This window comes from Chitinophagaceae bacterium (assembly GCA_016710165.1).
Taxonomy (GTDB): domain Bacteria; phylum Bacteroidota; class Bacteroidia; order Chitinophagales; family Chitinophagaceae; genus Ferruginibacter.
Window position 1 is genome coordinate 1933581 of sequence record JADJLJ010000001.1, and the last position, 13256, is coordinate 1946836.

A 13256-nucleotide genomic window follows, 5' to 3' on the forward strand; every position below is an offset into this window, starting at 1 on the left:
ATTTTATTTAACTCATTCCGTGGTTTAGGGACTTTTTGTTTTAATTAGCTTTTACGGAAGGCGGTGTGGCAGTTTACGTTTCTTTGTAAAACCCGTTTTCTAAAACCGTTTTGCAGGCTTTTATGTTTCAATTAAGTTTCCGGGGTGGACGGCGGAACTGTTCACATTTTTTAAAAAGCTTTTCGATTGTGTTACAAATTACATTCTATAAATTTTCGGTTCCTAATATCTCTTTTACAAATTGGGTGGTGCCTGGGCGACGAGTTTTCATTTTTTAATTACAGCTCATCTTTGCCCTGACATACAACAAGGGGTTTGGCGCAAAACGGGCGGAAGTGCTGCGTCAACATTTGATCGCTATTGAACTTCAGTCACAATCGTGCGGCCAATTTCCATAATTGGCTTTACGTTGTCATTAAAAATTCGTTACTTTAATTAACTTCAGTGCTGGGGCGGACGAACTTCGATTTCCCGTTCTGCGCCAAGCCCTGACCGTTAGCGGTAATTTTAATTGAAGTTTATGATCCAAAAATTGAAAGATAATTCAGCTTTAATCGCCTATTGGCCTGTTGCGTCATTCATTATAGTCTTAATTGGGTATTTGACATTTTACTTTTATACGAACTATAACGATATACCATTTTCTGACCCTTCGTTAATTCTAATAATTGGCTTGGGTTTATTTGTCTCCACATTTGTCGCTTTAACTTTTTATCTTGGTTACAGCGCAAAGCAGACACCCAAACTCTCTTGGGCTATTTCTTTGTCATTTTTCATGTACATATTAAGTCAAGATTCAACTAAAGTATCATCTATAATAATGATTTTTTTAGTGGCGTATTATTTTCTATACTTAATCAATCCCAAATCTAAAATCAATGCGCAGAAAATAAATCCTTTTCCTATTTTAAGCGAGTTAATAATTACATTAGCTGGTGTGGCTTTCGCAGTATTTTATGATAGCTCTTTTATGTTGGTCTTTCCAGGCGTATTTGTTCTAATGATTATTGTATATTTTTCTAAAGGATCACTGCAAAAATTGCTTGTTGCAGCAGTTATTTCCTTGCTTCTCGCTAGTGCTACATTTCCAACGACGCTTTTAAAAAATGTAAACTATACCTTTTTTGGACTTACCCGAATGAAAGCCAAAATAGTAATGAGTGACAGCACAGTAAAAATTGGTGTAATTAAGTTTCAGGATAATAATTATTTGTACATGGAAGATAGCTTAAAACAAACATTACTTATTCCAAAATCGCATTTGTCACTAATTATTAAGGACAAAGAAGCAATAAAGCCCAATTCTTTAATCACTGATATTAAAAATATGCTTAAAAACTACCGCTAACATGTGGTTTTGTGCAACTTGGGCAAGACAAACAATTTTCAGCAGCGGGTTGCTAATAATCATTGGCTATTGGCGCGACCGTTTGGTAGACAAAATTTCGTTTGGCTTTTGCATTTCATTTCTTAATTTACATTGTGGCGGGGTCGGACACAGCAACAAATACCCAAGCTGCGCAAAGCCCCGCCCGTTGGCTGCAAGTTTTCCGACCTGTTCCAAAATCAGAAATTGACAACAACAATTTGATGCAAATAAAAATTATGTTACTTCTTTTCGGACTACAGTTTTTATACAATTCTTGTTGTCCATTTATAAAAGAAGAAAGCCTGGGGAATAACTTTTATTTATCTGAATATGACAACGTAGACAGAAGGGTTCTCTATTCCGAAGAATCATGCTCAAATTCAGGTATCGAAATCGTTCCTATGACAGTTACCGAATATGCATATAACTCAAAATGGATTATTGCTAAATCTTCTGCATCAAGACAAACGTCGGAAAATAGATATTGGATTGTTGACAAAAGTTTCAAAGTAAAAATCATACAAGACAACGACAGTACAATTAACGTTATCAAGGCACACGTTTTCGGACCTTTCGATTCGACAAATTTTGTTCAATTATTATTTGCTAAAGACATTAAATTAAAACTTAAAAAGGTTCAATCAAATTAACAAAAGCACGTTTAATCAACTAAACCTGCAGCCAACATCGGGTTTTGCGTCAACTTGGGCTGGACAAACAATCTTCAGCAGCGGTTCACTAACAATCATTGGCTATGGGGGCGACCGTTTGGCAGACGAAATTTCGTTTGGCTTTTGCAATTCATTTACTAATTTACATCCGGGCATGGGCGGACACAGCAACAAATACCCAAGCTGCGCAAAGCCCCGCCCGTTATGTGCAATTTTTAACGCACACCTCACAACTCTTTCGCATAATTTTATTGACACTTTAAAAATGACAATATGGAACCGAATAGAAGACTTTGGCTAAAGCAAATTGGTTTAGGTGTTGCTGGCATCGGACTTGCAAACTTTAAATCTTTTGCATCACCGGCACAGGATTTTTTTAAATTTAGTCCCAACGACTTGCCAATTAAATTAAACTCAAACGAAAATCCTTATGGACCTTCTCCTTTGGCAAGAACCGCAATGATTGACAATATAAATATTAGCAACAGATATAATTGGCAACTTACCACAGAACTAATTGACACACTTGCCAAAAAGAATAATGTTACTGCTGACAATATTTTAATGGGTGCAGGTTCGACAGAAATTATAGATTTAGTTGCCAGATTTTCAGCATTAGAAAAAGGCAGTCTTATTATTGCAGATCCAAGCTATGCTTATTGGACAGACACAGCCCAAAAGTTAGGGCTCACAAAAATTACAGTGCCACTAACCGCAGACAAAAAACTTGATTTAGATGCTATGCTTAACTCTATTAAGCCAGACACAAAATTAATTTATGTATGTAATCCAAACAATCCTACAGGAACAATTTGCGACAGGAACAAACTAATATATGTTATAAACGATGCAACAAAGAAAGCAACTAGCAGGTGCAAGAATTGGCTACGCCATTGCAAATACCAAAACTCTCGAACAACTTAGCGAACTACAATCTTGGGTAAATGGAAGTATTAGTGTACCATCTACAGCGGCAGCATTAGCATCTTTGAAAGACGAAAAATTTGTATCAGAAACTTATACATTAAATCAAAAAGCAAGGAAATATACAATTGTACAACTTGAAAAATTAAATCTTGTTTGCATTCATTCTTATTCAAACTTCATTTACTTCTCATTGACAAACTATAAAAAAGATTTTTTTCAACAACTAAAGACTAACAATATAATCGGAACAAAAATATACGAAGAACAAGGCAAGTGGACACGAATTACAGTTGGGACAATGCAAGAAATGCAAAAGTTCATAAGTACGATAGAATAAAACTGCACATAACATCGGGTTTTGTGCAACTTGGGCAAGACCAGCAATTTTTCAGCTTCAGTCCGCTACCAATCATCGGCTATGGGGTTGACCGTTAACTAATTATTTTTTCGTTTGGCTTTTGCATTTCATTTCTTAATTTACATTGTGGTGGGGGCGGACACAGCAACAAATACCCAAGCTGCACAAAGCCCCGCCCGTTAGCTGTAACCTTTTACGAACATCAGCAGTTATCTTATTCAAATGCTAAAAAATAGATTTATTCTTTTTCTAATTTTATTAATTCTTTCCTCCTCTTGCAGGAATAATAAATTATGGACAAAGGTTAATGAAGACATAAGTTCCAAACCACTGACAATCGATTATGTTCAAAGTAAATTTTCAACAGAGGCATTATATTCAATAACAAATGGGCAAGGTGACACTTTAAAACAAATAATAGATTTTTTCGACCATTTTAAAAATGACAAAAACTACAAAGTAGATAAACGAGACAATAAGACTTTCATAATATTCAACCCTAATGATCAAATTACAAGTGGGCCATCGGTTGAAATAAAAGGAACAATTGACAACTGGTATATTTCTGATATAAGATTTGGAAAATAGTTGTGAGACACATTCATTAATAATTGACGAGCAAGGCTACAGCTAACATCGGTTTGGCGTAATTGGGGCGGACGGAAAAAGCTTCAGCGGCAGTTTATATCCAGGCATTGGTCATCGGCTTGACCGTTAACTAATCCGCCAGCGGCAGTAGGCTACGCTCGCAGTGTCGCTGGCTGGTTTTCGTTAATCAAATTAATTTCGTTTCTTCAATAAAAATTTCGGGGTGGGCGGACACAGGGCTAATTCCCCAACTACGCCAAGCCCTGGACGTTGTACGTCACCCTAAACAGCATCCTACTTAAATTCAAACTAACATGACTTTGCCGACACGACCCCACGCTATTTTTAGCACATTGCAAGGCACACAAAACCCCGACACAAAGCCAACCTTGCAAAGAGCTAAAAATGCCAACGCACAGCCCACCCACCCCGGCTGACGAATTTCTATCATCAGTAACAATGTACTTCAGTAATATATCTTTACTCCACACCATGCCCACCCACCACCCTGGAGGTGGACAGGTGAATTATTGATTAACAACTAATTGAACAACAGTTTTATAGCTTAACTTCGAAAATCGGAAAATAGAAGTAATAAATGACGACAAAAACAGAAACAAAACAGTTTCAATATGAAATACAAGCCTATCAAGAGGACTGCGTAAATAACATTATCAGTCTTTTTGAAAGCCTTCGCCAAAAAGCAAATTTTGGTGATGTGCTGACGGCACACCATAAAAAGAACAAATACAATTTTCCGGTTCAAGACACTAAAAACATTGACATAATGATGGAAACGGGAACGGGTAAAACTTTCACGTTTATAAAAACCATTTTTGAACTGAGTAAGCATTTCGGCTACAAAAAATTTATCGTTCTTATTCCGACCGTTCCAATCCGTGAGGGAACAAAAACAAACTTAGAAGACACAAAAGATTACTTTAAAAGTTTTTACGCCAACGAGAAAGAAAAGGAAATAGAAACCTTTGTTTACGAGGGCGGAAACATTTCTGCTGTAAAACAATTTATCGGTACTTCGCATTTATCCGTTTTGGTAATGACACCAAGCTCGTTTAACAGCAAGGATAATATTCTAAATCGTCCATTGGAACGAGAAATGAACGCACCTGAATTATTCGTAAATAATCAGGAACCGCCAAAATCGTATTTGGAATGTTTGAAACGCTTAAATCCAATTGTGATAATGGACGAACCTCACCGCTTTGAAGGCAATGCTTTCAAAACATATTTTGAAGGTTTTGCCAATTTCTATTTGCGTTTTGGAGCAACATTTCCAAAGAAGAAAGACAGTTTGCCTTTATCAAATGTTGCGTATGTATTAGATAGCATTTCTTCTTTCCGACAAAACTTGGTAAAGAAAATAGTGGTTTACACGCAAGACGTAATTGAAAATACAGATACACTCATTGGAATTGAAAAAGTTGGAACAGTTAATAAAGCCTTTGTAAGCACATTAACCAACGGAATTATTGCAAGACGTGAATTAGGTGTTGGGGCAGTTTTTAACGGTAAAAGCATAAAGAAAATAAACAAAGACACCATTGTTTTAGCGGACGACACCATTGAAAAAGTTGATTATTCTTTGTCGGACGAATCATTGCGGGCAATGATTAAAGAAACAATCAAAATACATTTTGAGAAAGAAAAAACATTGTTTGAGCAAGGCGTAAAAGCACTCACTTTGTTTTTTATGGAAGCTGACACCAGTTTGTTTCGTGGCGAAAATCCGAAAGTCAAAAACATATTTGAAGAAGAATATAAAAAGCAATACTCCGAAATTGTAAGCAAACTTGACCAAACGAGTGAGTATTATAAATTCTTGCAAAACGATTTTGACAGCGAAAACACTTTGCAGGTTCACAAAGGATATTTTTCGGGCGACAAAGGCAACGCTGACGATAAAGTAAAAGAAGGAGTTGATGAAATTCTAAAAGACAAAAAGAAATTACTTTCGTTTGAAAGCCCTTCACGTTTCATTTTTTCAATTTGGGCTTTGCAAGAAGGTTGGGACAACCCGAATGTTTTTACTATTTGTAAACTATCCAATCAAGGAAGCGAAATATCAAAACTGCAACAGATTGGGCGTGGTTTACGCATTTGCGTAAACCAAAACTTGCAACGATACACACTGAAAAATCTAAATGACGACCAAGAGGAATTTTGGAAAATCAACAACCTTGATGTAGTTGTTTCAAGCAAAGAACACGGTTTTGTTGAGGCAATTCAAAATGAAATTTTAAGTAACTCTTTCCTGATTTCTGAAACATTTACAGAGCAGGAACTGATTAAAACACTTAAAGAAAAGTCAGGCTTTGATGATGACACAATCGTTACATTGGTTGATGATGTGTTGAAGGACAAGAAAATGATTGTTCGCAGGGCAATTGTTGATGGACAAAAGATTTATGAAAAATCGCCTGAGTTCTCTTCGATTTTGAAAGAACAAAATTTGCCCGAAGAACAAGTAAAAGCAATTGAAAGCTTGTTTGCAACCGACACAAACACTTATGTTCAGAAAGCCGAGAAGAAAAAAGAGAAAAAGAAAGTTTTCATAAAGGCAACACACTTGCAAGAGTTTCAAAACCTTTGGAACGCTATCAACAAAAATGCTTTTTATGTTTTAGAAACTTTGAGTGAAGAACAAGAAAGCCAATTGATACAAAACATTAAAACGCAAATAGAAGCCGTAAACATTGAGGAAATTTTGTTGCAGACCATTCGTGCAGAACTAAACGTAAACAAGATTGGCGAACAGGGAGCAATTACAGAAAAACTAACCGACACAGTTTCATACAAAAGTAAAGTTGATTATTTGGAGTTGGTTCGCACTTTGTCCAACAACACCAAAACGCCTATTTCATTTGTGGTTAAGGTTTTCAATGCCTTGAGTGATGATTTCAAAACAAAAATGCTTTGCAACAATCCCGAACAGGCACAAAGGAAATTTCCGAAATAATCAACAAGAACTTAGTTGCAATGCTCAAAGCAAACATTAAGTATAACGGAATTAACGGAACGGTTTTGCCAAATGTATTTAAAACTGAAAAAGGAAAAACCTATTTAGACACAGGAAGCGTTGGCAAATTCCAAAAGGAAATTGCAAACGACTTTTCGCTGAAAACAAAATGGGTATTTGAAGAAGTGATTGAATACGACAGTGATTTTGAATTGGAAATTGTGGAGCAAGACCCCGACATTGACAGTATTGAAATTTTCGGCAAACTTCCACGCCTGAAAATCAAAACTCCATTAGGGGATTATAATCCCGATTTCTGCTATGCTATCAAAAGCACCGAAGGCAACAAAATATTCCTTGTAGTGGAAGCCAAAGGTTACAAATTGTCAACAGCAATACCCATAGATGAAAAAGGTAAAATTGACTTTGCTAAAAAATATTTTGAGGCATTAGGCGAACACTACAAAGACCAAAACATTAAAATTTCATTCAAAGAACGTATCAATAAAACACAATTAGCAGCATTGATAAACAACGCATAAGACAATGGCAGAACAAGATTTTATAAAAGCAGGATTTACAGTTGTTGGCTCAGAAACCAGCGAAAACAAACTATTGAGTTTTCTGAAAGTGAACTACCCTAACGTAATACGAGACACCGAAATTAACATTGAGGAACTAAAAACCGTTTTGGGTTTGCCAATTGACGAAAAAGTAAACGGTTACGGATTAAATTTTGTGGGCAGAAACTTTGCCAGAGCGAAATATGCCCAAAAAACAGAAAAGGAATTACACCTCAATACCACATTGAGTAAAAATGCTGAGACAACAGAAAACTTGGTGTTAAAAGGCGACAATTTGGATAGTTTAAGAATTTTGAAAAACCATTACAGCGGACAAGTCAAGTGTATCTACATTGACCCACCTTACAATACTGAAAAAGACGAATTTGTTTACCCTGACAAATTTGACAAAGAAGAAGCGGAAGTTTTGGGCTTGGCTAACGTAAGCGAAAGTGATTTTGCTCGTATGGATTTTAGCTTTAAAACGAAAAAGAGCCACAACGGTTGGTTAGCATTTATGTATCCACGTCTTTTATTGGCAAGAGATTTATTAAGTAAAGATGGAGCAATTTTTATAAGTATTGACGACAATGAACAAGCAAACCTAAAACTACTTTGTGACGATGTATTTGGCGAAGAAAATTTTGTTGAAATATTTTCTTGGACGAAGACAGCAACTCCTCCAGCTTTGTCTCATAAATCAAGGAAGACAAACGAGTATATATTATGCTATGAAAAAAATAAAAATAGCTACAAATATTTTGGTGAAGAACTTGATGGGGGCGACCAACCATTATTAAATGATGGCAACAAAGTTGGTCGTTTAGTCATTCCAAAAGAGAAAGTTAAATTTAATTTGGAAGATGGAGTTTATGAGGCAGGAACATATCATAGAATCAAACTTTTAGAATCAATTGAAATTAAAAATAATGTATCTAACAAAGACTTATCAATTGAAGGTAGATTTAAGTGGCAACAATCATTTCTTGATACAGAAATAACAAAAGGAACAACATTCATTGTCAAATCCCAAAATTTTCAATTAGATTTCAGAGGTTTGAAGATGAGAGTTATAAAACTCCTACAAATTATATTAGAGATAGAATAATCAATCCGTTATTGGATAAAGAGAACGGAAATATTGACACTAACGAAACCGCTTCAAGTCAGCTTGAGGAATTATTTGGAAGTAAGATATTCGATTTCTCAAAGCCTGTCTCACTAGTAAAATACTTAATCAATTTTCTAGTAAATGATGACGAAATAATACTTGACTTTTTCGCTGGTTCAGGAACAACAGGTCACGCAGTTATGGAGTTAAATAAAGACGGTGGAAACAGAAGATATATATTGTGTCAAATTGATGAACCAATTGACCCAGTAAAGAAGAAAGAAGCGTATGACTTTTGTATAACAAACAATTTACAGCCAGTAATTTCAAGTATCACAATAGAACGATTAAAACGTGCAGGTGAAAAAATCACCAAAGACGTAGAAATTGAAAACAACAAAAACGAATTATTCGAAGAAGATAAAAAGCAAATTCCTGATATTGGTTTTAAAGTATTTGACAGCGTTGAAGCACCAAAATTGAAAGTGGATGAAAAAGGGCAAATTTTAATTACTGAAAATGAAACTGATGCTTTAAGTCGCATTTACAATATGATTTTCACCGTTGGTTTAGACGAGCCAACACAAGTTCCTGAAGAAGTAGTGAAAGATTGCATTTACAAAATCGGCAACCATTACTACATAACCAACAGCGAAAAAATAACCAGTGATGATTATTCAAACGCTATCAAAAACGGCAAAGTCTTTATTGACGGTTGGACAGCAAGTTTGAATGGAACATTGCAGAACTATAAAGAAGACGTGAAAATTGTATTTTAGAAGCCAACGCTCCAAGCCAGGCACATTTGCAAGGCACACAAAGCCGACACACAAAAGCCAACCTTGCAAAAGAGCCTGCCTTGTGCCAACGCACAGGCAACACTCTACGGGTGGACACAGACCCACATTATAGATGACAGCGGAGATAGGGCGAACGTACAACAGGGGGTTTGCCAAAATACGGGCTGACGGAAGTTATCTTCGGCTTTTTGTAATTCTATTGTGCTTCATATCGGGCAGACGAATATCTATTTAGCTTTTGTTTGTTATCTTCATCATCAGTTTTTCAATCATCATCGGTACCGGGCGGACGGAATACTAATTCCCGTACTTCGGCAAGCCCTGTCCGTTGGGTGAAATAAGTATTTAACTAAACGTGAACAAGCTAACAATATGCGTTTTATCAAATATCTAGCATTACTTTTTCTGTTTGCAAAATGCTTTGCACTAAAAGCGCAAGTAATTACCACCGTTGCTGGCACGGGAGTGATTGGATATTCTGGCGATGGCGGCCCTGCAATAAATGCTCAACTTGGAGATATGTATTATTGCTATCCAGCTTTTGACAATGCTGGTAATATGTATATAGCACAATCAGGTAGTAACACCATTCGTAAGATAGACATCAATGGCGTAATCACAACTATTGCTGGTACAATTGGGCTCTCTGGTTATTCAGGAGACGGTGGATTAGCTATTAATGCTCTTTTGTATCACCCAAATTCAATAGCTATTGACAATGTAAATAATATTTATTTCGCTGATGCAAATGGAAGCTTTATTAGAAAAATTGACCCTGCAGGCATTATTACAACTGTCTCGGGTCAAATTACGCCCAATTGTGGTGTTGGGGATGGCGGCCCACTAGCTTTAGCACGGTTCAGAGCAATTTCTGCGATGACATTTGACCAATTCAACAATTTGTATATCGCAGATTATGGGTGTAACACAATAAGAAAGGTCAATCCAACAGGAATCATTACTACAATTGCTGGAACTGGGACTTCGGGATATTCAGGTGATGGAGGCCCAGCTACTTCTGCTCAACTCGACTATCCGTGCAATGTGGCAATAGATAATTTTGGAAATATTCTTATACCAGATGCTCGAAATCACAGAATTAGAAAAGTAGATAATGCTGGCATAATAACTACTATCGCTGGAACTGGCACATTGGGTTATACTGGTGATGGGGGGCTTGCAACCCTTGCTCAGTTGGCATTCCCCGGGTCAGTGGTCATAGACAATTTAGGAAATTATTATTTTGGTGATTATTATGGCATAGTAATCAGAAAAGTTGATCAAGCTGGTATTATTAGTACTTATGCAGGCAATGGTACTGTAGGGTATACAGGGGATGGAGGTCCTGCCATTCTTGCTTCCTTGAATATAACTCAAGGAAAAATAAGTATTGATAACAACAACTTCATTTACTTTGCAGACGATATAGATGGGGTAATAAGAAAAATTAATGATTGCATAACTGCTTCTATAAGTCAGCAGCCGGCAAATGCAACTATTTGCAATTCCGGCAATGCAAGCTTTTCAGTGTTAGCCTCAAATGCAGTTGGCTACTTATGGCAAATTGATACAGGCACAGGCTGGACTGGTTTATCTAATAATGGCATCTATTCTGGCACAAATACGAGTGTGCTAAATATTACAGGGGCAAATACCTCAATGAACGGCTATCGTTACAGATGCGTAGTGATTAATAACTGTGCCAATATTTTTACAATGCCCGCTATTTTGAATGTTACTATACCTTCCGTTCCTACTGTTACTATATCTTCTAATTCAAATCCTGTATGCCCAAATGAACTAGCGATATTTAAAGCAACCATTACAAACGGAGGATTGGCGCCGATTTATCAATGGGAAAAAAACAATACTCCAGTTGGGATAAATTCTTCCATATACACAGATAATTCGATTAGTAATGGAGACATTATAAACTGTACAATACTTTCAAATGCCACATGTATATCCACACCCACAGCAACTAGCAATACTATTACAATGGCATTGAAGCAATATCCCCCAGTAAATTTAGGGCCTGATACATCGATTTGTTCTGGAAACTCAATTGTAATAAAAGCTCAGCCTGGATATATTTCGTACCTGTGGCAAGACGGGTCGATTAATTCCAGCTACACTGCTAATACTTCAGGAATATATAAAGTAATTGTAACAGATCAATGTGGCGTAATTTCAACTGATTCCATAATTATTAAACTAAACCAGATGCCAGCACATTTCCTTAACTCCGATACTATCATTTGTGTTAATAGCGAGTTGACGCTCTTCGCAAACAAATTATTTCTTCAATATTTATGGAACACAAATTCAATATCTCCTTCAATTCTTATTAAAAACCCAGGCTTATATTGGCTACAAGTTACAGATACTAATAACTGCACTGGAAGGGATTCTATTCTTATTCGTACAAAGCAGTGTGTAAGTACTATTTATTTTCCAAATGCATTTACCCCAAATGGAGATGGTATTAATGATACTTATAAGCCTAAGGTTTATGGGAATATTCTTAAGTACAATATTCGTATCCTAAATCGATATGGAGAAGTTGTTTTCGAATCGACTAATATCTTGAAAGGTTGGGATGGTAAATTCAAAAATAAGCAACAGCCGAGTGGATGTTATGTCTGGTTTTGCTCATATAATATCAACGGCTTAATTGATGAAACTGAAACGGGATCATTTCTATTACTAAAATAAAATACGGTTATTACTTCACCCAACATTGGGTTTTATGCAACTTGGGCCTGACCAGCAATTTTTCAGCTTCAGTTCGCTACCAATCTTCGGCTAAGGGCTTGACCGTTTACTTTGCATTTTTTTCGTTTTTAAATGCAATTTTCGTTTCTTATTTTACATCCAATCCGGGGCAGACACAGCAACAAATACCCAAGCTGCATAAAGCCCCGAACGTTGTATGCAATTTTTATGAAAATTCGTCTCCTAATATTATCCTTAGTGCTAGCAAATTTCTTATCTGCACAAAACTCATTAAAATTTGATTCAGCAATTAACTTCATTAAAGAAAGAGAAATCAAAATAAATACAGTAATTCCTCCTCCCGGCTTCAAGGTTTATTACAATTGCGACTCTTTATTGTTTATGAAAGGAATTTTTGGAGATACCATTAAAATTTGGACATCTGCTATGGATTGGTATCAAGATCTAGAAGCGTTTAAGGATGTTATTAATAATTCTAACTTTGGAATAACTCAATTTATAAAGAGTATTGACGATGACGGTCGCATCTATGTTTCAACGTATCATCAAACAGAATTTCTTTACCGAAATGACTCCTTATTTGAAATAGGAAATTCTAACCCGGCTCCATCCGAACCTGTTGTAAAGCTATTTTCAGATTATTTTAATCAAAGAATAGACAAAGCTACCTATGAGGCTCGTATGGATAGTCTTAACCAAATTGAAGAAAGCCAAGCTATATATACCCCAAAATTGATTTTTACAAAAAAGATGTTCCAAAAAAGTAAAAAAGTTAGATTATCTAAAAAGATAAATTTTCAGGGGGACACAATCGAACTAGAAAATCAATGGATTGAAAATGGGAAAGCCTGTTATTTGATAAGAATAAATAACAAAGAAGACGGTCAAAAAACTTCTTATGCTTATGCAATAAATCAAGACATGAAATTTGTTTTCTGGGAAGGCTGCAAAGGACATTAGTTTTGAATAAACTGCATACAACATTGGGTTTTATGCAACTTGGGCTTGACCAGCAATTTCTAAGCTTCAGTCCGCTACCAATCATTGGCTATTAGCTTGACCGTTTACTTTGCATTTTTTCGTTTTTAAATACAAATTCCGTTTCTTAATTTACATCCAGGCCGGGGCGGACACAGCAACAAATACCCAAGCTGCA

The 13256-nt window shown here is 36.1% G+C and carries 5 protein-coding genes and 4 pseudogenes; all 9 read left to right on the forward strand.

Annotated features, from left to right (window positions below):
* The first annotated feature begins 520 nt into the window (after positions 1-520).
* The 9 genes and pseudogenes from IPJ02_08430 to IPJ02_08470 all read left to right on the forward strand — a co-directional run bounded on the left by IPJ02_08430 (position 521) and on the right by IPJ02_08470 (position 13060).
* Positions 521-1348 carry a hypothetical protein gene (locus IPJ02_08430; protein MBK7375571.1) on the forward strand — a complete coding sequence of 276 codons (828 nt, stop codon included), beginning with the start codon at positions 521-523 and terminating at the stop codon, positions 1346-1348.
* A 101-nt stretch (positions 1349-1449) separates the two neighbouring features.
* Positions 1450-2019, forward strand: coding sequence for a DUF3997 domain-containing protein (locus tag IPJ02_08435; GenBank protein ID MBK7375572.1), 570 nt, complete (start codon positions 1450-1452; stop codon positions 2017-2019).
* A 294-nt stretch (positions 2020-2313) separates the two neighbouring features.
* A pseudogene (locus IPJ02_08440) lies at positions 2314-3304 on the forward strand (histidinol-phosphate aminotransferase family protein).
* Between the two features lie 243 nt (positions 3305-3547).
* On the forward strand, positions 3548-3913 hold the full coding sequence (locus IPJ02_08445) for a hypothetical protein (protein ID MBK7375573.1): 366 nt from the start codon (positions 3548-3550) through the stop codon (positions 3911-3913).
* Positions 3914-4511: 598 nt separating this feature from the next.
* Positions 4512-7432: pseudogene (locus tag IPJ02_08450) on the forward strand (DEAD/DEAH box helicase family protein).
* Between the two features lie 4 nt (positions 7433-7436).
* Positions 7437-8210: pseudogene (locus IPJ02_08455) on the forward strand (site-specific DNA-methyltransferase).
* A gap of 306 nt (positions 8211-8516) precedes the next feature.
* Positions 8517-9343, forward strand: a pseudogene (locus IPJ02_08460) (hypothetical protein).
* 393 nt (positions 9344-9736) lie between these two features.
* On the forward strand, positions 9737-12079 hold the full coding sequence (locus IPJ02_08465; protein ID MBK7375574.1) for a gliding motility-associated C-terminal domain-containing protein: 2343 nt from the start codon (positions 9737-9739) through the stop codon (positions 12077-12079).
* Positions 12080-12307: 228 nt separating this feature from the next.
* Complete coding sequence (locus IPJ02_08470) at positions 12308-13060, forward strand: hypothetical protein (GenBank protein ID MBK7375575.1); 753 nt, start codon at positions 12308-12310, stop codon at positions 13058-13060.
* The last annotated feature ends 196 nt before the right edge of the window (positions 13061-13256 follow it).